Annotated in this window: 25 protein-coding genes; 22 read left to right on the plus strand and 3 right to left on the minus strand. The window is 33.4% G+C overall.

The window, feature by feature from the left end; all coding sequences use genetic code 11:
• The first annotated feature begins 97 nt into the window (after positions 1-97).
• The 20 genes from MKY94_RS07720 (at position 98) to MKY94_RS07815 (ending at position 17,611) form a co-directional block, all read left to right on the plus strand.
• The gene (locus MKY94_RS07720) at positions 98-352 is read left to right on the plus strand and encodes a PLD nuclease N-terminal domain-containing protein (protein WP_191696341.1); all 255 of its coding nucleotides are present in this window, start codon (positions 98-100) and stop codon (positions 350-352) included.
• Positions 333-1,241, plus strand: coding sequence for an ABC transporter ATP-binding protein (locus MKY94_RS07725; protein ID WP_342578663.1), 909 nt, complete (start codon positions 333-335; stop codon positions 1,239-1,241). Before MKY94_RS07720 ends, MKY94_RS07725 begins: the two co-directional genes overlap by 20 nt.
• Entirely contained in the window at positions 1,238-2,017 is a 780-nt protein-coding gene (locus tag MKY94_RS07730; protein ID WP_151110396.1) for a hypothetical protein, read from the plus strand. The genes MKY94_RS07725 and MKY94_RS07730 overlap by 4 nt, the downstream gene beginning before the upstream one ends.
• Positions 2,018-2,058: 41 nt before the next feature.
• The gene (locus MKY94_RS07735; protein ID WP_342578356.1) at positions 2,059-2,451 is read left to right on the plus strand and encodes an ATP-binding cassette domain-containing protein; all 393 of its coding nucleotides are present in this window, start codon (positions 2,059-2,061) and stop codon (positions 2,449-2,451) included.
• Between the two features lie 121 nt (positions 2,452-2,572).
• Positions 2,573-4,015, plus strand: coding sequence for a hypothetical protein (locus MKY94_RS07740; protein ID WP_342578357.1), 1,443 nt, complete (start codon positions 2,573-2,575; stop codon positions 4,013-4,015).
• A gap of 20 nt (positions 4,016-4,035) precedes the next feature.
• Positions 4,036-4,419, plus strand: coding sequence for a GntR family transcriptional regulator (locus MKY94_RS07745; RefSeq protein WP_154311042.1), 384 nt, complete (start codon positions 4,036-4,038; stop codon positions 4,417-4,419).
• Positions 4,420-4,649: 230 nt separating this feature from the next.
• Positions 4,650-6,200, plus strand: a complete 1,551-nt coding sequence (locus MKY94_RS07750) for a histidine kinase N-terminal 7TM domain-containing protein (protein ID WP_229654105.1) — start codon at positions 4,650-4,652, stop codon at positions 6,198-6,200.
• A 374-nt stretch (positions 6,201-6,574) separates the two neighbouring features.
• Positions 6,575-8,263 (plus strand): T7SS effector LXG polymorphic toxin, encoded by a 1,689-nt coding sequence (locus MKY94_RS07755; protein ID WP_342578358.1) that lies wholly within the window; start codon positions 6,575-6,577, stop codon positions 8,261-8,263.
• Between the two features lie 14 nt (positions 8,264-8,277).
• A complete protein-coding gene (locus MKY94_RS07760) occupies positions 8,278-8,601 on the plus strand; it encodes a hypothetical protein (protein ID WP_144538182.1) in 324 nt (107 codons plus the stop codon).
• A 120-nt stretch (positions 8,602-8,721) separates the two neighbouring features.
• Positions 8,722-9,863 (plus strand): IS3 family transposase gene (locus MKY94_RS07765; protein ID WP_229654104.1). Its coding sequence is split into 2 segments (ribosomal slippage): positions 8,722-8,992 and positions 8,992-9,863, totalling 1,143 coding nucleotides; the frame shifts between segments, so codons are not numbered across the junction.
• Between the two features lie 554 nt (positions 9,864-10,417).
• Positions 10,418-10,624 (plus strand): hypothetical protein, encoded by a 207-nt coding sequence (locus MKY94_RS07770; RefSeq protein WP_342578360.1) that lies wholly within the window; start codon positions 10,418-10,420, stop codon positions 10,622-10,624.
• Positions 10,625-10,652: 28 nt separating this feature from the next.
• Complete coding sequence (locus tag MKY94_RS07775; protein ID WP_154311038.1) at positions 10,653-11,873, plus strand: PoNe immunity protein domain-containing protein; 1,221 nt, start codon at positions 10,653-10,655, stop codon at positions 11,871-11,873.
• A gap of 123 nt (positions 11,874-11,996) precedes the next feature.
• Positions 11,997-12,155, plus strand: a complete 159-nt coding sequence (locus MKY94_RS07780; protein WP_229654103.1) for a hypothetical protein — start codon at positions 11,997-11,999, stop codon at positions 12,153-12,155.
• Between the two features lie 139 nt (positions 12,156-12,294).
• Entirely contained in the window at positions 12,295-12,582 is a 288-nt protein-coding gene (locus MKY94_RS07785; RefSeq protein WP_229654128.1) for a hypothetical protein, read from the plus strand.
• Positions 12,579-13,226 (plus strand): SMI1/KNR4 family protein, encoded by a 648-nt coding sequence (locus tag MKY94_RS07790; protein WP_191696330.1) that lies wholly within the window; start codon positions 12,579-12,581, stop codon positions 13,224-13,226. Before MKY94_RS07785 ends, MKY94_RS07790 begins: the two co-directional genes overlap by 4 nt.
• A 98-nt stretch (positions 13,227-13,324) precedes the next feature.
• Positions 13,325-13,720 (plus strand): hypothetical protein, encoded by a 396-nt coding sequence (locus tag MKY94_RS07795; protein WP_229654102.1) that lies wholly within the window; start codon positions 13,325-13,327, stop codon positions 13,718-13,720.
• 1 nt (position 13,721) lies between these two features.
• Positions 13,722-14,072: a transposase gene (locus MKY94_RS07800; RefSeq protein ID WP_154311036.1), complete on the plus strand. Its 351-nt coding sequence runs from the start codon at positions 13,722-13,724 to the stop codon at positions 14,070-14,072.
• 1,010 nt (positions 14,073-15,082) lie between these two features.
• Positions 15,083-15,922 carry a MerR family transcriptional regulator gene (locus MKY94_RS07805; protein ID WP_154311035.1) on the plus strand — a complete coding sequence of 280 codons (840 nt, stop codon included), beginning with the start codon at positions 15,083-15,085 and terminating at the stop codon, positions 15,920-15,922.
• A gap of 131 nt (positions 15,923-16,053) precedes the next feature.
• Entirely contained in the window at positions 16,054-16,515 is a 462-nt protein-coding gene (locus tag MKY94_RS07810; protein WP_154311034.1) for a GNAT family N-acetyltransferase, read from the plus strand.
• 148 nt (positions 16,516-16,663) lie between these two features.
• Complete coding sequence (locus tag MKY94_RS07815) at positions 16,664-17,611, plus strand: nucleoside hydrolase (protein WP_154311033.1); 948 nt, start codon at positions 16,664-16,666, stop codon at positions 17,609-17,611.
• Between the two features lie 14 nt (positions 17,612-17,625).
• Here the strand turns inward: MKY94_RS07815 and MKY94_RS07820 are convergent, their stop codons facing one another.
• The 3 genes from MKY94_RS07820 to MKY94_RS07830 are packed head-to-tail and all read right to left on the minus strand — an operon-like array spanning position 17,626 to position 21,390.
• Positions 17,626-18,753 (minus strand): Ger(x)C family spore germination protein, encoded by a 1,128-nt coding sequence (locus MKY94_RS07820; RefSeq protein ID WP_154311032.1) that lies wholly within the window; start codon positions 18,751-18,753, stop codon positions 17,626-17,628.
• Entirely contained in the window at positions 18,750-19,862 is a 1,113-nt protein-coding gene (locus tag MKY94_RS07825; protein ID WP_342578361.1) for a GerAB/ArcD/ProY family transporter, read from the minus strand. Before MKY94_RS07825 ends, MKY94_RS07820 begins: the two co-directional genes overlap by 4 nt.
• Positions 19,863-19,866: 4 nt before the next feature.
• Complete coding sequence (locus tag MKY94_RS07830; protein WP_154311030.1) at positions 19,867-21,390, minus strand: spore germination protein; 1,524 nt, start codon at positions 21,388-21,390, stop codon at positions 19,867-19,869.
• A gap of 316 nt (positions 21,391-21,706) precedes the next feature.
• Between MKY94_RS07830 and MKY94_RS07835 the strand changes: the two genes are divergently transcribed.
• Positions 21,707-21,991, plus strand: a complete 285-nt coding sequence (locus tag MKY94_RS07835; RefSeq protein ID WP_154311029.1) for a hypothetical protein — start codon at positions 21,707-21,709, stop codon at positions 21,989-21,991.
• Positions 21,992-22,532: 541 nt separating this feature from the next.
• Entirely contained in the window at positions 22,533-23,273 is a 741-nt protein-coding gene (locus MKY94_RS07840; RefSeq protein ID WP_154311028.1) for a type II CAAX endopeptidase family protein, read from the plus strand.
• The last annotated feature ends 182 nt before the right edge of the window (positions 23,274-23,455 follow it).

Below are 23,455 nucleotides of genomic sequence, written 5' to 3' on the forward strand. Positions count from 1 at the left end.
CAAAAATTTAGAAATGTACAGTGAAAAAAGTTATTGAGTTTGGTTAATTCTTCTGTTATCGTTATCGATAATGATAACAGAATGGAGTGAAAAAATCATGCAATTACACTTTGGAGTAAATGAAATTTCAGAAATTGATTGGGGATTCTTTTTGCCAATTATAATTCCTTTTTTTCTTGTAACACTTTTATTAATAATGATTGCCTTAATTGATTTATATCGTCATAGATCCACGAGACAAAATGTGTTTCTTTGGACATTGTTAATAATCTTCTTTAATACTATTGGACCTATTTTATATTTTGTGATTGGCAGAAGGGACGTAAATGAACATGCGATTAGAAATAAATAATATTACTAAAAGGTTTAAACATAAAACAGCTGTTCATCATTTTTCAATGGAGATGGATTCAAACGAATGTGTAGGTCTAATCGGTCCAAACGGTGCTGGTAAATCTACCCTAATACAAATCATTGCAGATATTCTAAATGCTGATGAAGGTAATATTTTGCTAGATGGAAAAAAAATCTCTACGAAAAAAAATCAGATCGGTTATTTACCGCAGTATCCTAATTTTTTCTCATGGATGACTGCTTATGAAACCTTACTATTTATGGGGACATTATCAGGTATTGCTAAAAACATATTGCAACAAGATATTCCTCTTATTTTAGAAAAGGTAGGACTAGCAAATGAGTCTCAAACTAAGGTAGAGATATTTTCAGGTGGAATGAAGCAGCGGTTAGGTATTGCACAAGCCCTCCTACATAAGCCAACAATAATAATCATGGACGAACCTGTATCTGCACTCGACCCAATAGGGAGAAGAGAAGTTTTGAATTTGATGAAAGAAATAAAAAAGGATACGACAATATTATTATCCACACATATCCTGGGAGATGCAGAAGAAATCTGTGAACGATTTGTTGTCATAAAAAACGGTCAGAAAATTGAAGATGCAACAAAATCAGATTTACTAAATCGAAATCAGGAAAGCGCTATATACATAGCTATTCCAAAAGAAAATTTTAAATGGTTACAAAAAGTTGACCAGTTGCCTTATGTTAAGAAGATAGTCAGCTATGAAGACGGGTTTAAAATATTCGTAAATGAACCAGAAGTAAATGCTTCTCAATTATTACAATTTGGTTTGGATGAAAAAGTTTGTTTTACAAAATTTGAGATAGGGATGAAAGAGAGTCTTGAAGAAATCTTTTTATCATTGGTGGTGGATGTATGAATACGTTTATAGCATTAAGTAAAAAGGAAATCAATCAAATGATTAGCGAATATAAAATTATATGGCTACCAATAGTTTTTGTCCTGTTAGGGCTTACTCAGCCGATTATGATGTATTATTTGCCACTTATTTTAGAAACCCTTGGTGGAGTGGAGGGCATTATTATTGACCCTACAATGACAAAACCTATGGGTAGTGAAGTACTTGCTTCGACACTTAACTCACAGTTTGATCAGTTAGGGATCATTGTTCTGGTAGTTGCTGTAATGAGTGTGATTCAATCTGAGAAAGCAAATGGAATGCTGGCATTTATTTTGACGAGACCAGTTTCTATTTCCTCTTATATAGGAAGTAAAATATTCACCCATTATTTGTTGGCAGTTCTTTGTATTGCAATTGGTTACACCGTGTCCTACGGTTATACTGCTTACTTATTTACGCCGATTCCTATTTCGCAAATGATTTTAGCGTTAGTTCTATATAGTATTTGGGTGTTATTTGTCATTACATTTGTAGTCATGATGAGTACATTTTTTACTAGCCCTGCGTTTATCGCATTGATAAGTATTGTTTTTCTTTTAATAAGCCGTTTATGTGCAGGTTTACACCCAATAATAGATACTTTTAATCCGGCAAGTATGAGTCTTCGAGCTACAAGCATTCTTATAACAGGTAATCTGGATGCTAGTTGGACAATTGATATTATAGCAACACTCCTCATCATTTTTGTAATGATGACTATAATGCACAACTGGATTGCCAAAAAGAAGTTTTAATAAATTCAGGAGAGTACAACAGTGAAGGAAGGTAGGCGTAAGTGCTAACTATTCTAAATTTAACCAAAAAGTTTGGTAAACAGGAAGTTTTAAAAGGCGTAGATTTACAAGTGAAAAAAGGAGAAATTTTAGGATTTGTTGGTGCTAATGGTGCTGGGAAGACAACTACATTACATTGTATCACGGGGTTGGAAGTGCAAGACGGTGGAAATATAGTGATAAATAATATACCGAAAACTCATGAAACAATATTTAAAAAGCAGTTTTATTTTATTCCGGATACAATTCATGTCTTTAAAAATATTTCTGCATACGATTGGATACATTTTGTTTTAAAGCTCTATGAAAAATTAGATGAAGAAAAGTTAGATTACTATATAAAGTCATTTGAAATGCAAAAGAGTATTTATAAACCAATGGGAACTTATTCTTAATTTTCAACTAGTGAGATTTTTTATTGCTTCGAGCTATTCAAAGCCCCAGCAGCTACCTATATATATTATGTTAATCATAGCTATATTTTATTTAGCTTCACAGTACCTAGGGGTTAATATAATGATTTACTTTTTAGGAACTTCTAAAGAATATTTGTTTTTCAATCTATTTATTTCCATGGCATTAACTTATCTATTGACAGCTTATTTTGCCGTTTCAGTTGTATTTAATCAGCGTGATTTTAATATCTTATCTAGTCTTCCTATTTCACCAAAACAAATAGTTAAAGCAAAAATTATAAGTGGGCTTGCTTTTCCTATAATTATAGTTGGAACGTTACAAATACCAATTTATTTTTTATTGTTTTATAAATATGAGATATGGGAAATTGTCCGAGCGGTGATTATTCTAACTCTTATAAATGTAATGACAGCATTATTTATTTTATTTATATTGTCTATTTCGAACCGCTTTAGAAGACTATACTCAAGTTCCTTATTGTACTTCGTGACAAATACATTATTAGTCGTACTAATTGGAGTAAGCCCAATTATGTATTTCTTTGAAATAATAAATACTGATATAGTGAGTCTTCAATTCTCATCTATGTCCGACATAATCACTACTTTATCAAGTTCGCTTAAAATGTACTATAGTTTTTCAATTCAAGAGCCACTTATAAAAGTTATAGTAACTCCACTCTTATCCAAAGTTAGCATGATAGATTTTCTCGTTATAGTCAGTAGTCTAATGGTAATCTGCGTGCTCTTTTTCATCTCTACAGTAAAGAATACAGCAGTTAACTATTACAAAAATGGGTTGCTAGAAAATAGTGTAGAAAATATGCCTAAGGTTAAGATATACAAAACGGAAAATATTTGGTCATATTACTTACAAAGAGAGTGGTGGATTATTCAATCAGAGCCATATTTTAAATTGCAAGTGATTTTAAGTTTGATTTTACCTCCACTATTCACCTTTATCTTTCTCATTGTAGCTCAGATGGATTTATTGAAGACGGAGTGGCTAATCGACAAAGAACTTTATATATTTGGATATATGATTTTGTTTGTAAGCTGTGTGGACAATATTAGTGGTACGCCATATTCGAGAGAGGGAAAGAATTATGCTTTTAGTATTGTACTTCCTTTAGATCGCCGAAAGGTTTTTCTTTCAAAAGTTGCAACTTCCTCGTTTATAAGTATCGCTTCCGTTGTAATCAGCTATATTATTTACCTGTTGTTTGGAAGAACCGATATTCTCAGCCTGTTGCTATTATTTATTACATTAGTCTTAATCATTTGTTATAACTTACTGTCTCCTATTCATGATATGCGACATCCATTAGTAAACTGGAAAACACCATCAGAAGCTGTAAAATCGAATCCTAATGTTTTAATCAGCCTAGTATCTGGTTCTCCAATATTAATTTTTATTGCCATCTGTCATGTCTGTCTACTCGTGTTCAATGTTTCTCAATGGATAGTGGCGATTACCATTGCAATCTTAACAGTAGCAATTACAATATTGACATTTATAAAGGTAATGCGCTCTAAATTTTAAATATGAAAGGAAGGGGAGAAATGAATGTAACTTTAGACCCAAGCAGCAAGATTCCTCTTTATCAACAGCTTGCTCAGCGACTCATATTAGAAATGGCTAAAGGAAATTTGAAAAATGGCGATCGATTACCATCTATTAGAGACTTGGCAATACAAGCAAATATTAACCTACATACCGTTCATAAAAGCTACAAAGAACTTCAGAATAAAGGTTTGATAGAAGTGAAGCCTAAATCTAAAGCTTTTGTTTTCACTGGAAAATCAAGTCCTCCAAAAGAAAGTAAACTGTATCATATCACTTCTAATCTGGAATTTCTTTTAGCAGAAGCATGTGTAATAGGATTAGATAAAGAAGAGTTACAACAATTATTCAATCAAATCATTCAAAAATATTCTATTTCATAACATATTTTTTCGTAAGTTTTATAGCAGAAAATAATCCCTATCTTTCTTATCGGTTTTAAGCGTTAAGACAGATAGGGATTTATTAATGAGTAAAGAGCTCATCTTAATGAAAAAAAAGTGGTTTTCCCTTCACAATGGTGGAAAAAAATAGCAAAACAGTCTCTAGTCATTGGACAATAATCTACTATATAATATATGTACAAAAGATAAATTGGAACGGAGAAAATTTCTTGACACACATTCTGGTAGTAATAATGGCAGGGGCAATAAGTTTGTTTCTTAGTTTATATATACGAGTCAAAGCTAAGGATGCTCCAGGAGTAAAGCCGTATATTTTAGTTACATTACTGTCATCGATTTTCACATTTGCCTATGCCTTCGAATTAGCAAGCACCTCTTTAAAGGAAATGAAGTTTTGGCTTGGTGTAGAATATCTTGCCATGCCTTTCATACCTGTATATGTTCTTTTTATGTGTTTAGAGTATGTAGGACGCAAAATAAAAACATGGAACTATGCTCTTTTCATCATTCCCATCACTACTATATTTATGATGCAAACGAATGACCTTCATCATCTTTATTATAAATCTATGAACATTAATAATGAAGGACCCTTCCCATTGTTAAAGCTAGAATGGGGGCCTTGGTTTTATATTCACGCCGTTTTCCTATTTGTATGCTTAACTCTATCTGTCTTCGTATTACTACGAGAATACCGTAAATCTTTGTCTTTGTTTCGTATGCAAATCTTATTGATGGTTGCAGGTTTTATTACCCCAATCATAGCGAATTATTTTTATTTAAACGACTGGAGCAAAGGTATTGATCTTGGTCCTATTTCTTTGAGTATCGCTTTTATTTTTCATGGCGTGGCTCTTATATCCTTACAAATGTTCAATGTCGCTCCGATTGCTAGGGAAAGTGTATTTGAAAGTTTAAAGGAAGGAGTAATTGTTTTAAATCAAAATAAGGTGATAGTTGACTACAATAAGGCTGCATTATTTTTAATTCCTCAGTTGAGTAACCATCATATCGGTAAATCGATAGCAGATGTCATCGATGACCCTATACTAAAAGGAAAATTAGATGAGGAATTAGAGTTCGATTATACTAGCTTACTAGAGGATCGAGCTATTCACTTTCGGATTAATTTTACAGAAGTGAAGAATAAAAATGGAGTACAGGTTGGTAAGATTATTACCTTTATGAATGTTACGGAAAAAGTGCAAATGGAAGCGAAACTAAAACAATTAGCAAGCCTAGATGGCCTAACACAGGTGTTGAATCGAACATTCTTTATGAAAAAATCTGAAATGCTATTTGATGATTTAATGTTGGATGGAGGGAATATATCTATTGTAATGTTTGACATTGATTATTTTAAAAGGGTAAATGACACATATGGACACGAGGCTGGGGATATAGTCTTGACTAGAGTCACAAGTATAGTAAAGGAAAAATTACGTTCTGTAGACTATATGGGTCGTTATGGTGGAGAGGAGTTCATTATTTGTATGCCTGAAACTACATTAATGGAGGCGACTAATAGAGCGAATATAATTCGACAAGCAGTTGCAGAAAGTTTAACGACTTTTAATAAAGTGGAAATTCAAGTGACATCAAGTTTTGGGGTATCCCATGCACTTTTGGAAGTAGGAGAGGAAAGTTACTCCATTCAACAATTAATAAGAGAAGCCGATCAAGCGTTATATGCTGCCAAGCATAAAGGTAGAAACTGTGTAGAGTTTTACAGTGCAGATGAACTTTTGCTGCAAATTTAATGAATATAACTTTTAAAAAATTGAGTGCAAGTGAGTAAACAGATGATCTGTTTGCTCTTTTTTTCTTTGTAAAGAACTAAGCGCATATGTATTTATTTAAGCTATCGGAATAGGTTTTTATACAAAAAAATAAGTATAAAGACTTGTGTGAGATTAATACAAAAGATTTAAATGTACAGAAAACTAATGCTCCTTCTGAATTATTTTAAGAGAAAAGGCAATTTAACTCTTTACGTTTCTTTGTAATAAATGGAATATTATAACTAACGAAAGGTTACTAGAGGAGGAGAAAGTATGTCTAGTAGTAGGGGAATATTGTATAATAAAGAAAACAGGCAATCCTTCCTTGTGCCCACTATGTGGAGTGCTTGCCTATGAAAATATTAGACGTAGACTTACTTCAAGATGGGCTAAAACGAAATATGGCTATGCTCGAGCGCCTGAGAACCGAGACAGAGAATATAGAAAGAACAGTAAGCGGCTTAGTTGAAATGGACGAACTGTTAAAGGGAGAGGGAGGCTATGCTATACGCGACTTCTATGCAGAATGTCACCTGCCCTTTCTACAATTCTTCCAGCTGTTTTCAGACACCTATGGCCAGACACTTGAACAAATAGAGTCTGCACTACAATCACTGGAGCCAGATTCGGCTGGATACATAATGCAAGAATTTCTAGAGGGAGAGCTGGAGCAGGGTCTAACACTTATCGGTAACCTGACGGAAGCCCTCACGAATGAGGCTAACAGTATAATGGATAGTGTCAGTGATATCGTGTCCTTGCCGCATCTCGATGACAGTGCTGTCCAAGAGGGTGTCATTACTTCCAAAAAGAAGCGGGATGACACCGTTCAACAGTTGAATGAGTTCGATTACTCTCAGACAGTATCATTAAATCCTGTGGAACAAGATATCCAGACGATGGACACATGGCTAACGGATATAGAAGGAATGTATCAAAGCGGTCTAACCGATGTCCATTTTCAGTCGCCTCAGTGGAGGGTGAACCCATCAAGGAAAAGACTGGTATGGGAACTTGCAACTCGAGAATCTGTTCTTCCAAAGCTAAAAAAATACGCTTTAACCGAAGAACTTTCCAGTATGCTTCAAACTTATCTCGAAGGGGTGTCTCCCATCTCGTTTGGACTTGGTGGGCAGATTTCCAGTCCAAATGTCTTTATAGGTCCTGCACTGAATAGGATGAGTACCGGGAATCAATTTAATTTAAGTCATTTGAAGAATAACTTAATTCCTTCCGTGGAACAGTTGGTTAGTGCTACAGAGGCTGAAACACTCATCAGTAAAGCAGTCGATGAAAAACAAGTCTTTGACGAGTACGTTAGCTTCCCAGAAGTGAGCACCATCCAAGGTAAATACTATACATTACCGGATGGCAGGATCTTACGTCAATACTATGGGAAGACAGGAGCCTACGAGTATAAATATGTCAACAGCATTCCGGAAGATCAGCTCGGCGATTCCAAAACGTTAGAAGATATATTCCCCGCAATTAAAGTGATGGATGAATTTTTAGTAGGAGACATCATCACCATGGTAGAGAACCCTTCACCTGGACCCATTGCGGAGGCAGCGTTATTTACAGTTGTCAAACCACTTAAAATAATAGATAAGATTAATGATGGCTTCAAAGATGGGAAAAAGATAGAAAAGGTTGATGGTAAGGGTACAGATAAAGATAATATTTTTTCTAATGGGTCGTTTAATCATGTGTTTCATGGTGAAATAAACAAAAAAAGTAAAGCGGTAGGTTATCATCATGAAAGTATGATGGGGGGCAAAATAGTTGAGGTAACTGACCCTCCTAATAAATATGGAGTATACCGAGCAATAATTGAAATTGAAGGGAAAAATAAAAAAGTTCCTTCTACATTTTTTCCAGCTGATTGGAATAGGGTACAAGTTGCGGATGCGATAAAACAGGCTTACAGTAATAGACAAGTGTTAAAAGATAATTTATATGAAGGCATTTTACCTAACGGTATGAAAATTCAGATGAGGTTAGACCCTGAAGGTAAAATTAAAACTGCTTACCCTATATATTAAGGAAGTGTACAAATATGAAATATGAAATTACATTTAAGGAATATGAAAGAAGTATTGAAGTGGAGGTTCCACATGCTATTTCCGCAGTAGCAATACTTCTAATGGGCGATGTTCAAAGCAACAGTCAGCCATGGTTAAAATTAATAAACAAAGTTTTAAGAGGCGAGTCAAATTATGAGGAATGTACAGGTAATAATTGTACATTAGAGATTAATCAAGATATAACAAAAATACTAGATAACTTTAGTGAGGAGGAAGATGAATGTATAATTGAAACAAATGAGCTAGTGAAGATAATAGAATTGTGGACAGAAAAGATAAATAGCACTGTTGAGTAAATGGTTAAAACCTTGAATGGCATTATTTGCACTGACCTAAAGAATTGAGACAAATAAAAGCACCTTTCGTTGAAAAACGGGTATACAATACCTAAATTCAATGCGGAGGTGTTTTTATCTATGGGGACAAGAGTCAGTTATCCGATAGAAGTGAAAATGAAGGCAATTGAAATGCGATTGGCTAAAGTACCGGTAAAAGAAGTTGTGGAAAAATTAAATATTCGGAACAAAACGCAACTAAAGAGATGGATTCATTGGTATCGAAATGGAGAAATGCATCGCCTTAAACAGCCAGTTGATAAACAATATGCCTTTGGAAAAGGGCCGGAATACGACAGTGAGACAGCTAAACTACAGGCAGAGAATCGGTATTTGAAACAGCAGATTGAAGTCTTAAAAAAATACAAGGAATTGGAAAGGGAGTGGCGCCAAAAGTAGTAATCCAATTAGTCGAAGAATTAAAGGATGTTATGCCAGTAGGTGAGATCTGTCGGCATCTAGATGTAGGTCGCTCGTCCTATTATCGTTGGAGAAAGGCTGCGGATCAACTAACTCCAAAAGAAATTCGAGATCAGCAGATTGGCGACTTGTGCAAACAACATAAGTTCCGATATGGTTACCGAAAAATTTCAGCTTTGTATCCAGGTGTTTGTGATAAGACCGTGCAGCGTATCAAGCAAAAATATGGTTGGCAGTGTAAAGTGAAGATGAAGAAACGGAAGCGTACCGGGCAGCCGGCTTACGTCGCACCGAATTTATTGGCACGTGATTTTACAGCATCTAAACCCTTGGAGAAACTAGTCACGGATATTACGTACTTGCCTTATGGCCAATCAATGATGTATCTTTCTAGTATTCTTGATGTCTACAATGGTGAGATTGTGGCCCAAACTATCGGTTTTAAACAAGACACCGATTTCGTGTTGGACACGCTTAACCAATTGCCTGAGCTACCCGAAGGGTGTATTCTGCATAGTGACCAAGGTTCGGTTTATACATCCTATGCTTATCAAAAAGCAGTCAAAGAAAAAGGAATTACCATGAGCATGTCCCGCAAAGGCACGCCAGCTGATAATTCCCCAATCGAAACGTTTCATTCCACGCTAAAGTCTGAAACGTTCTACCTCGACGATATCTATCGCACAACGAACGCACGTGTGATACAGATCGTCGAAGAATTCATTACTTATTATAACAATATCCGTATTCAAACGAAACTAAACAGCCAATCGCCGGTTCAATACCGTCAATTGGCTGCATAATAGGGTGTTTTATTCCTGTCTCAAAAGAATAGTCAGTGCCATTTTTTCAAGGTTTCTTTTTTTGTGAGGCTAGCTACCCAGTGCCGTATAACTCCGATTTATTCAGAGGAAAAGTGATAATACTTGTAGACCATATATAATGTTTTAACAATTTATAAAGTACATACTACACTTATAAACCGTATAATCTATTTAATGTATTATACCTCTTCATAAAATTATCCAGGATCAGCATCAGGTTCAAGATGGACTGCACAGATAAAAATCGGAAATAAACAGTTAAAATCAGACGGAACATGGACAAAAAATCAGTCTTTAAATTAGCTTCATATTCTAGTGAAAGGGAAATAAAATATGGATATAAATGAAATTAAGAATCTACCTGATAGAATAACAACTGGAATACTAATATCAAAGTTTCAAAACGCATTATATCAATATAGAAATAATGTAATTTATTAATCCTTAGTCAACTAAGTGTTGTAAAGTATGTTATTGACGAAGCAAAATTTGGTACTTCACAATTAGGAACAATCAAACTAGATGGTCACCAGATGTCGAATGATTGGTTGTTAGGTATTGGTTCGGGAAAAAGCAGAATATTAAAAGCGGTTAATGGAGATGATAAATTAGCTACAGAAATTTCGGATGCATTAGAAAATGGTCAAATTGAAAGAGTTTTATCCAAAGTTAATTCAAAAGGAGAGACAATTACATTTCGTTTGGATTCAGAAGAAAAAATTGTAGGAACTTGGCCATAATTGAAAACACAATACGAGGTGGAATTTAATGAGGGATTTGCTATGTAATTTAGAATATTTAAAGGAAACAATTGACTTTAAAGAGAAAGTAATTAAAGAAAAAAATATCAAAATAGAAGAATTAAAACAAGATATACAAAAAAATGTTCAAAAATACCCATTGGATAACGAACAAATTATATTTAATACAAGATCTTCATTGTTTCAGATATATACTGAATTGATACGGGCCAAGTACTCATTAGGAAGAGCATGTGCTGATTTAGAAGAAGATTATCTAGAATCACTAATACTACTAGAGTATATTGGATATAAAAAAGTGCGTTATATTAATTTTATTTGGATGGTTGCTTTAGGAATACTCCTGGAAACTGACAAAGAAAACATAGATAGGTTAGCAAAGATTGCAGATGGTGAACAGGTAGACGATGTTCTATTGGATTTCTTGTTATATTCATATAAAATTGAGCGAAAGATAAAATCTACACAATTTGAATTGAAAAACCCTTATGCTAAGTCATTAGAAATTATTGAGCTAGGTTTCAGAAATAAAGTAGTAGCATCTACTAGACTAGAAAAATATATCGAAAAAGAATGGTTTCAAGGACACTATAGTTATGGTTGGAAGAACTCGCATAAAGAGCCAGGTTATCTTGGCTTTTGGAGTTTTGAAACTGCAGCCCTAGCGAAAATTCTGGAGTTAGATGACAGTCCACTAAAAGCAAATAACCATTATCCGTACGACTTAGCTCATTACAAAAAGGACATTGTATTTAATATTGGGCCGTTAAAACAGGTAGGAAAAGATGAAGAGTCACTAATAGAAGAAGATTATCCTTTCGGGATTGAAACTAATCGTAATTTAGAACAAATTATACCTAAAAACTATCATCAAATTGTCAAACAAATAATCAATGACTATAACAATATTTCCTCTGCAGAATTTTGGATTAAATATAATCTGAAAGATATTTGGTTTGAGGAAGAAGAATTTGTTCGGGATAAGAACAAAAAAGATTTACTTGGTACATTAATCGTTTTTGCCCTCGTGAATCAAGGATACATTTTACAGCTTGATTATAAAGAAGAAGTAGAAGATTATTTAGATGAAATACCTAATGACTGGCACAGACAGGATGTGAAATTAGTAAGATTAGAAATGGATAACGATCAAGATTACTATATGTATGTTCCAGTAACAGTTCAATTGAAACATCTCTTTGAAGTAAAAATAATTAATGAAATATAGTAATCTTAACATGGGAGTGTTGGAAAACGATTTTTCTTAAGCGTTTTCTAACACTCCTTCTTTCTTAAATGCACTTTTCCAAGTTCCCTTCAATCTGAAGAAGATATATTCCCCGCAATAACAGTGATAGATGAATTTTTAGTAGGAGACATCGTCACCATGGTAGAGAACCCTTCACCAGGGCCCATTGCGGAGGCAGCGTTATTTACAGTTGTCAAACCACTTAAAATAATAGATAAGATTAATGATGGCTTCAAAGATGGGAAGAAGATAGAAAAGTAAGGGTACGGATAATGCTAAAAGGCCAGGGGGATATCTAAAGGGAGATGTTGATGAACATGGCTATTTAAGTCCTGGGGTTAATCGCGCAACAGGAAATAAAAATATTGCTTCAGATAATCGAATACAGTCTCACCATCCAATACAAAATGAATGGGCGAATAGATGGGCTAGAGAGGGAGGATTTGATTATAACGAAAAGAAAGCTTCCGCAATACTTCTCCCTTCAAGCTCGGGCCAATCCCATGCAATAATTTCTTCTATGCAGAGGAAACGGAGAAAAACTGAGGGCTTTAATACAGATATACGTTATGAATTTAATGAGAGCTATAGGGAAATGATTGAGGCAGGAGTTGATCCAAAAACTGCCCGTAAAGCAATGGGAGACGCATACAAATATTTTGATAGTTTAGGAGGATTTGTCAAATGATTAATTTATCCAAGGTTTCAGACTTGGCAAAAAATACAGCAGCAAGTGATATTGAAATACAAGAAGTAGAAAATCTATTAAAATTAGAATTACCGAATGTATACAAGGATTTATTAAGATATACAAATGGGTTTTCAATAGGTGGTGGGTTGGTTATTTATGGTACGGAAGATATAGTGGAAAGAAATGAAACTTGGGAAGTAGATGAGTATGCAAGTGGGTTTATTGCTATCGGTGACGATGGTGGAGGAAATGTTTTTCTAATGCTTCAAGATGCGGATGAAAAAGAGGTATTAGTTATTGATTCTGGGGATATGAACCCAAGCCATGCTAATTTAGTTACCTCGGATTTTAACAAATGGGTGAATAGTGGTTGTTTAAATGAAATAGTACAGAAAACAAGTATTGAGATTCCTAATACTTGTAATATTTTGTTAGTAAAACCTCCAAATGAAGGCTTAAAAGATTTAATAAAAATAAAGAACGTATTAGGAATTGAGATTTCAACAGGAGATTTGCTTAAGGGTTCAAAAAATCCTCCATTTATATTAGTAGAAAGATTTCCATATGGTAAGGCGAAAAAACTAATGGAAAAATTAGGGTCAACTAGTACGGTGCTGAGTATAGAACCTATTCGACACTGACTATCCTTTTCGGGGCCGTAATAAAACATAAAACACTCTATTATGCAGCCAATTGACGGTATTGAACCGGCGATTGGCTGTTTAGTTTCGTATGTATTATGTATTATAAGAGTAATAATGGCTTCAAAGATGGGAAAAAGATAGAAAAGATTGATGGTAAGGGTACGGATAAATATCAAGTTGGAGCATATAAAGATATTAAAGGAGTAGAAGGACTTGATGCCCATCATGCAGGACAGAAGGCAGCAATGAAGAAATTAGTAGATAATTATGATTTAAATACTGGACCTGCAATTAATGTTCCAAAGGTGGGGCACACCATTAAAGAGCCTAATGGAATAGTTTCAAGAAGTACAAAAGGAATAGATAATCCTAGACAGTTATTGGCAAGAGATATTAGCGAACTTAGAAGAGTCTATGATGACATACCGAATTCTGCTTTAAAAGAACTTATTGAATTAAACAAAAAAATGTATCCGGAAATGAGGAAATAAAATGAATGATATTTTTATTAAATCACTTTATGAGTCTATCGTTAATGAAAACCTTCAACTATACAAAGACTTGTATGTAACAACGAATGTTACTTCTAAAACAGATGATTATTGGAAAAAAGCTATTGGTTTTTACGATAGTTTAACAGACGAAAATAAAGATATACTAATGAATATAATTGAACAAACTATGATTGATACTATTTCAAACATGCTAGGAGTAATTGATGGAAGCTCAACTTTAAACGATTGTTCGTTAGAACCTAAATTACTGCTTGACTCTATTGATACAGAGGGAGAATTGCAAGATTTATTTTTAGAATTAATAGAAGAAAGAGATAGTAACAGCTAAATGAAATTTATATAACAAAAGATTGCTTGAAGAGAAAAGTTTAAATAACTTAAATGAATTCATAACCTTGATTGGCTAAATGCCTTTCAAGGTTTTTATTTTAATTAATATTAAATAAGATGATATTTGAGTGAGAAAATAAGAAAATGATTTGTTTGAGAATCGAGAGCTCACGAAGGTAGTACCATCATGGAGTTTGGTTTTAATACAAAGATAGTTTGACAAGTACGATAATTAGGCGAGATGACATTTTAAATGGCAGGAGTAGTTAATGACATGGAATGGCTAAAAAACTAACGAGAATCACAAAGCCCGTAGCGATAAACAATGGCTAAGTAAAAAGGTGTTCTTACTCTGGCGCAAAACTGAATGAAGAAGCATTTAACCAGGATATAATACTCAAATTTATAAGCGTATTTAGAAATACCTTAGCTTAAAGAGAAAGTTTATACACTTTTAATCCAGGGTTTAATTTAATAAAATCTATTTGTAGAGTTTGGAAAATAGCTATGTAACAGAGGTTTAAGTTATTTTTAAAAAGTGTTTTTTATATAAAAGCTAGTATTTCAAATATGTTTTTAGGGTATGATGGAGGATATAAATGAATTCTACTAAGAATGAAAGTTCCATAAAATTAAAGTTAATAGAAAGTGTTTTATATTATTTTTGTATAACATTTCTTTTGTTTGGATGGTTTTTTAATCATGCAAAAATAGAGGAATACCGGAACTTAGGTATACTTGGGTTTATTTCATGTGTATATACGTTTCTATTATTTCTACAAATATTTAAATGTCGTATGAAGCTGTCTATCCACCTAATTAGTTGGATAATAAGTATGTTAGTTTTGGTACTTATTTTTTATATAGTTACGTGAAATATACCCTTTATAAGGAATGGAGAATTTTATAAAATAAACAAGGGCTATCATAGAAGAGTATTTCGTATATCTTAAATCAGCTTCAAACATGTTAATACGAGTAAGATAAGTATAGAGATAGGGGATCAATATGTACACCGATTCAGAAATAAAACGATTATTTACAACAGGAGAATTCGCAAAGCTTTGTCATGTGAAGAAACAAACATTATTTCATTATGATGACATTGGGTTACTTTCGCCTGAGGTGAAATTGAATAACGGTTATCGTTACTATTCATATGATCAATTTGAGTTATTTCATATAATTAATTTATTTAAGGAATTAGATATTCCACTTAGTGAAATTAAAAAGCTTGTACATCAAAAAAATCCTAAAGAAACTGTTAATGTCTTAAAAAATAAATCAGTAGAGATTGAGGACAAAATAAAACAACTAACATACTTACAAAAGATGCTCGAAGTGAAAATCAATCTTGCAAAGCAGGCGCTTGAAAAAGATTCAGTCAGTATAACTATTCAATACCTTGATGAAGAGCGCTATATGTTAAGTGAAAATATACTGAATTTAAGTGAACGTAAATTCATTGCAAAATTATCGGAATTTATCCATCACATACAATCCAAGCATTTAGATTTGGGCTACCCTCTAGGCGCAATCTTGCAAAAGCAACAGATTTTAGAGAAAGATTTTTATCATTATAGTCATGTCTATATGAAAGTGAGTGAATATACAAAAGAGGACAATATTCATAAACGACCAGGTGGCTATTATGTGATTGGATATCAGATTGGTGATACAGCTGAAGAAACTTATGCAGGCTTAAAAGAAGCTGCTGAGCAAAATGGCTATGTTATAGGGTCTAATGCATATGAAGAATACGTATTTGATGGCATATTTTTCGGTGAGAAAAAAGTGCAGGTGACTAAAATATGTTTACAATTAATAGAAAAACAAAAACAAAATTAGCAGGTGTCTTGTTGTGAATTCAACAGGACACCTTTTGTTTAAGAGGAAAATATAAGAATTTCCTTGACTATACGGTTACCAAATAGTTTAAGTTTAAGGGGAAGGCAATATAAAAGAAGGGTTTTGACATTATGTTCACAGAAATTCGTGACATTACAGATTCAAATAAGCAAGAAATTTTAGGTTTACACATAGCAGATGAACAGGAAGGATTTATTGAAACGGTAGTTCAATGCTTAAATGAAGCAAAAGAGGATTCGAGGTTTATTCCAGTCGGTTTATATAAAGAAAATGTACCAATAGGATTTGCGATGTATGGTCCATTTCAATACCCAGATGGTATGAGAGTATGGCTAGACCGCTTTTTTATCGATGAACATTATCAAGGAAAAGGCTATGGCCGCTATTACTTCAAGTTACTCATTTCATTTCTAGCCAATAAATATTCATGTGAGCGAATTTATTTAAGTGTTTATGAAAATAACCTTGTAGCAATTAAAATGTATGAAAAGTTTGGTTTTAAATTTAATGGAGAACTTGAAGTACAAGGAGAAAAAGTAATGGTATTGAATTTGAAAAATATGCAATGGTAATTTCTCGATTCACTTCTCTAAGAAGAATTACTTTAGAAAATGCTCAACAGTCACAGTTATGACTGTTGAGCATTTTTGAATCGTGTTTGTGGCATATCCCTCTTTTCTTCGTAATATAAGTAAATGAAAAATAATACGGAGGGTTTTAATGATGAAGAAGGTACTAATATTTACTGATATGGGAATCGATGATTCTATTGCATTATATTACGCTCATTTAAATAAGAATATTGAAATTATTGGTGTAGTTGTAGATTATGGTAATGTATCCAGACAAAAAGCGTTAATAAACAGTCAGTATTTATTTCAAGTTTTTAATCTTTCCAAGGATATCCCTATCATTCGTGGAGCGGAATTCCCTTTGACCGGGGAACAGCCATCTTACTATCCTGAAATACACGGTCCGCATGGTCTTGGTCCCATAACGCCAAATCAAGTTCAAGGAATTTCTGTAGGTCAATTTTTAGAAATAGAGCATTTAATAGAAAAATATGAAAATGAGTTAATAATAGTTAATATGGGACGCCTTACTTCACTTGCTACGTTGTTTATTCTTAACAATTGCCTAATGAAAAAAGTGAAGGAATACTATATAATGGGTGGCGCATTTTATGTTCCTGGAAATGTAACATCTTTCGCAGAGGCTAATTTTCATGCTGATCCTTTAGCTGTAGAAATCGTTCTTACTAATGCTCAAAACACTACATTGCTCCCATTAAACGCAACTAGTAAAGCTATCATAACGCCACAAATGATTAATTATATAGACTACTTTGATAAAAGCAGAGTTCTCAAACCACTTTTGAAGTTCTATAACAGGGTTTATATGACGCGAGACCCTCATCTTAAAGGAAGTCCCGTACATGACGTATTGACCCTTATGGCATTCACACACCCAGAATTTTTTTCATTTTACTCGCATCCAATACAAATTGAAAAACGTTTAGAAGTTGCTTCAAGAGGACAAAGTATATTGGATACAAGCTTTAGTGACAAAAGAAAACATCGCGTAGCACTAGATTTAAACTATCAAAACTTTTTTAATCACTTTCTCTTAATCATGTCAGGTAAACAAGAAGAGTATAATACAATTTGAATTAAATTGTTCATTTATTCGAATACACCATTTCTCACTAGTTCAAAGTCAACTTTAACATTTACTTTCATAGTTTTAAACAACTCATGCCACTTTTCATTGGTAAGCTTGGAATTTCTTACTGAGCTTCTATACGATTCACCAAATCCAAAAACATCGGATTCATATTTTTGACCGATAGAAATTACTCTTGATATTTCTCTTTTTAGGTTATTACTAATACCTTTTTCAAGCTCGTCTACTATTTTGGGGTTGCCTACATCGATGTCTGATCGAAGCTCCAATAACCTTCCCTTAATGGTAATGTTTAAGTCGAATTCAGGAGTTGTCGAATTGACTAATTTCAATTTTCTGTCGGTCTTTACGGTATCAAATGCTAAAGGAATCTCATCAAAAGGATTTTTCATTAATGAAGGGGAGATATCTTCTTCTTTTAGCTTGGTTTGAAAGTTTCCATGTTTATAATTATCTCTGATTATTTTTACAAAAAAGCTATCTTCTGCGGAAAGCCTGCCTGACATATTACCATCTTTGAAAAGGGCAATGCCAGATATTTCAACAAATTCTTGATCTCTTTTGATAATTGGCATAACAATGTTTCTGCCAGCTGAGTAATAATCACGTGCTATTACATGGAGGGTTGATGAAATCATGTACTCAGATTCAATGTTTTGTTCTAATAATCTGTATATATGTTGTCCAATATCTTCTATGTTTTCATATTTATATTCAAGTAAGGATGACATTGGTCCTTCAACTACTGCCATGTAGACCCCATTGCTAACACTAGCGTTTTCTAAATGGGCATCAATAAAGTAATGAATATCATCCTTAGCTATCTCTTCGCTGAAAAGAATAACTCTCATCTGTCCCACCATAATTTTTTTTGAGAGCTTTCGATTTGTTTTTACACGAGCACCTTTACTTGTTGCTTCCTCTGCCGTGACAACCTCCACATTACTTTGAAATTCTGGACTCACTTCACGAATAACTGCTGTAGTTTTAATATTTTCTTCTTCACTACCGATATCATAGCCAACTAAAGTGGTTAATCCGATTCTATCAAGAATATTTGTCTCTGCACACCCGACCAAAATAATGCATAGAAAAAGTGTTATTAAATAGAAGCTCAACTTTTTCATTCTTCCTGCTCCTTTTTAGTTGTGAATTTCTTTTTCGCCACAGCGACTAAGTATAAGAAAATAGGGTAGACAAAGACAATATAAAATGCGTATTTGGCAAATTCGTTGTTAAAGGAATTGATCTGAATTCTGCTTTGAACAACTAAAGTACCTATTAAAGCAACAAAGGAGAATAGCCATACGAATTTACTCCCGCTAATTTTTACTATTCGTGTTGTCGCTCTATAAGCTGCCCATACGTAAAAACATAGGTTCGGTATAATAATCAGCATCCAGTAACAAACAGCAACATACTCAAATCTTTCAACAAACGGAAAACTTATGAAGCTAAATAAGGTTAAAGTCGCCCAAACTGTTTTAAGTAACTTTCCTTCACTATAATAAGTAATCGAAACCAACATAATAGAAAGATAAACCAATGTAGTAGCTAATAAAGCCAGGTGAGCATGCTTCTTCACCTTTTCTTTTTCCTTTATGTAAGGGTAAATACTATAAAGAATTTCGAAGCCAATAATAGTGAAAGTCATTGAATGAGCTCCTTTTAAAATAGAGCTTATTTTTGTTTCTAAAATAGGCAAGAGGTTAGCTGCTGTTGAATATTCAAGAGGAATTGTTAAAATTGGAAGAAGCCACAACGACAATATAACGCTAAAAAAAGAAACCCCCACAATTACACGGAGCCCACCTGTAAAAGCATAAATCACGATTAACAACAATGTAGAAGAAATAAACCATGTACCTAAACCGGGGAATATCCATGTTTGGATTACTTCAATGTAGTTGCGTAAAATAGAAAAGAAGGCAAAGCTACAATATATAAGATAGGTAGCATTCAATAAATTTCCTATCGATTTTCCATACACATCTTGATGGATACCATATAGGTCATCGGAACCGTATAACTCTAAGGTTTTTATCATAAAAAAAACAACAATATGTGTGGCAAGTCCTGCAATAATTACTGAGATCCAAGCGTCATGTTTAGCATCTTGATACACAACACGCTGAAACCCTTGTACCCCAACACCTATTTGAGCACTATGAATCACAAAGAAAAGTAAAAAAGCATTAAGCATTTCATTTTGGCTAATTTTTATGGAACTTTTCATTATTTCACCTTTTTTCAGGTTTTATAGGCTCTGTATCATATTTTTTCTTATTTTTTGCTTTAGTACTGGTAGGTCTTTTGCTTGTAAATGGTAAGGGCATTCTGATAATACTATTACTCCAGTCTTTTAGACGAGGAGGATAAAATGGAGCGGTATAAGGAGTCCCCATACTGGATTGTCTTAAAAGATGAATAAGGATAAAACAAAAAGCAAGCATAACGCCAAAAAATCCCCAGAATCCTGCTAAAATTATTATTGGAAATCTAAGGACCCTAATTACATTACCCATCATGTAACTAGGAGTTGTAAAAGAGGCTAATGCACTTAAAGCAATAATAATTATTAATATATTGCTGGTAATTCCCGCTTGCACAGCTGCAGTCCCAATTACAATACCTCCAACGATACCAATAGTTTGGCCAATCTTTGTCGGCAATCGACCGCCGGCCTCTCGTAATAATTCAATAATGATTTCTAACAATAATGCTTCAAATACTGGGGGGAAGGGCACCAAAGCCCTTGATTCACTAAGTGGTACTAAAAATGCTTGCGGTATAACTTCGTAATGAAAAGTCAATGCAGCAACGTATAAGGGTGTCAAAAAAATAGATAATACTACAGCACTAAACCTTAATAATCGAAGAAAGGTTGCTATTTGCCATCTAAGATTTTGATCCTCTCTACTTTGAAAAAATTCTATAAACGATTGGGGGCAAATGATTGCCATGGAACTACCATCAACAATTACTCCCACTTTTCCGTTTAATAGGGAATCGCAAAACCTATCAGGTCTCTCAGTAAGAAGAAACTGAGGAAAGATTGACATAGAGTTATCATCAATCATTTGTGTAAGAGCGGCACTATCTATCAAAGCATCAAGTTTGAGGCTCGTAATTCTCTGTCTTAACGAATTGACTATTTCTTCTGAAGCGATTCCGTTCATGTACAATAAAGTAACTGATGTGTTTGTTAGTTTGCCAACTTTGAATTTTTCTAAACTTAGATCGGGACTGATTATGTATCTACGTACAAGAGAAATATTTGTTGAAATGCTCTCATTGAATCCAACCTGTGAACCAATTACTTGAGATTCGTTTTCTGGTGCCGACAAACTACGCGACTCATTTTTAGAGATGCTTGCTAGAACAACTTGAGAGTTCCCTTCCACATGAATCAATACTGTTCCATTTACCATTGATTGAATTGCTTCATCTAGGAGATCTGACAAGTCTATTTCAGGTATGGATAGATTAGCTTTAATGCACTCTGGAGAATCATAACTTTTTTGTTGCAACTCTCGCAGGATATGCTCATTTAAGGTCTGTCCATCCACAAGATTATCAATATAAATAATAACAAGATTAGGAGTAATGTCTCTTACAATCAAATCTGATGGATTGTTTGTTAACTCCCTTATTTCTTTTATAAATAAACTGTTTGAGGCAGAAATAGTTTTTTGCGTGGATTCTGTTTCTTTCCCTTTTTCGACTGAAGGAAGATTTTTAAAGAAAGACAGTTTAAATTTCATATCGTGTATTGTCCTCCTTCTATTCTAGACTTCATATTTAGAATAGGTTATAGAGTTGTTATTTATACTTATGTGGTAATTTTCTTTAACTTTTAACTAAGTATTTAACTACTATCAAACCCAGATGTTATTTAAATTAGATAAAAGCCCACTTTCTCAATGTGAATTGAAGTTTAGTGGGGTAGGTTATCTATCTCCAGGCTATAGGAACGAGATTTGAGTGTTTGGTAGTATTTGATGGTTGATATCGGAAGTCGGGAGTATAGATAAACTTGGACTAATGGGGTTAGAAGTGCAATGAATGGGGTTGAAGCTAATGGATAATTATGATAATCCGGTTAATAATATAATAAGTTATGAAAAACTCTTAGCTTTTTTAGAAGAGGGTAGAGAAATCGAATTTATTTATAAAGATAAAGAGTATTTTATTTCTCATTCTGCTAAAGAAGGTCGAGCGTTATGGTATGGTAAAACAAGATTAAGTGAGTATTTTGCTATGAAAGATGTAAGTAAGTTGGAGGATATAAAAATAAAAGGTGAAAGTATAGCTGATTTACTTAAAAATAAAAGAGAAGAAATTAAGATTCAAACAATATTTTAATTAAAAAAATAAAAACCTTTGCGCATGATAATTAATCCATAATTTGGTTATATTACATCTAAATCCAACTTGGAGTTGTTTTTTTCTGCATTAAGAGTTAGTTAACCGAGACATCAGAAATGGTGCTTTTTTTATTTCCTTGAAAGGTAGTATTAATAATTTGATCATATTACTACTCTTTTTAGAGACAAGGAGGGAATACACTGATAAATATGGAAAAGTATGGAAGTAGAATGTTAGTGGAAATCGCTGAGCTTCAGAAAATCATACACTGAAGTCATTGAAAGTATAGAAATCGTCAAAATTTCTAGGCGGTTAGCTCACGAAAATACTAAAACTACTTTAGGAATCATAAATATTATTAAGTAATTGGACTACTCGCGGACAGTTTAATGAATTTGATTTTCATATCTAGTGAAAAAAAGGAGGGATTGATTTGAAAAGGTTGAAGAGTTTATCATAGTGAATTTTACAGTATAAGATTTATTTTTAGTTCTGCATCTGGTTGGCAAGAAGATATTATTAGGAGGAAAGATGTGCAATGGATAATAAGTTAAGTTATTCTAAAAACCACCCTATAAAAAGTATCATTCTGATTGAGGTCATTTTTTTACTATTGGTTTTTATAGCGGGTGCAATCGCAACTATAAAGCAATTAAGTTACAATTCTCCGATATTAATATCGTTTATACCAACAGCACTAGTGTTAATTATTTATTTTACATGGAAGAGAAAGTGGACTTATTTTGGTTTCAAACGAGAACTGACAAGAACAAATTGGATACCCTATTTACCACTACTTGTTATTTTGATCGTATTATGTTTTCAAGGCTTTAGTTCTCAACCTCTTAAAACAATTATTTTCTATGTTGGCTTTGCTATTTTAGTTGGTTTTGTGGAAGAAAGTATTTACAGAGGAATAATGATTAAAATATTACTACCACTTGGTATCCTTCCAGCTATTCTGACTTCGAGTATCTTATTTTCTGTCACACACATGCTTAACTTGTTATCTGGACAGAGTATGGGGCAAACTGGACTTCAATTGGTATATTCTTTATTAATAGGTATTGTGCTAGCGCAATTATTTATTAGAACAGGAAATATTTATCCGTTAATTCTGTTTCATAGCCTTCATAATCTAATTCAATTTCTAGGTAGCGGAGGATCCAGTGAAATTCTTGATACGACAGTAATTATTATTTTAGTTGTAACTGCTATTTCGTTAGCATTATCTATGCGTAAAAAATTAGAAACAAAATTTGAACTCATTAGTGAATGAATTATAAATAATATTTAGCACATGCACTAATCTCTAAACTGAACCTTAAATAGTGGACACATGAAAAGTGGACCTATTCGGGGTTTTTGTGTTGTTTAGAAGGCAAATCTCGTTATACTATCATTAATAATTATGCGGTAACAGTATCTCAGGGTGGGCACTGCAAATACGATTAAGTCCTA

Source organism: Psychrobacillus sp. FSL K6-2843, from assembly GCF_038626375.1.
Taxonomy (GTDB): Bacteria; Bacillota; Bacilli; order Bacillales_A; family Planococcaceae; genus Psychrobacillus; species Psychrobacillus faecigallinarum.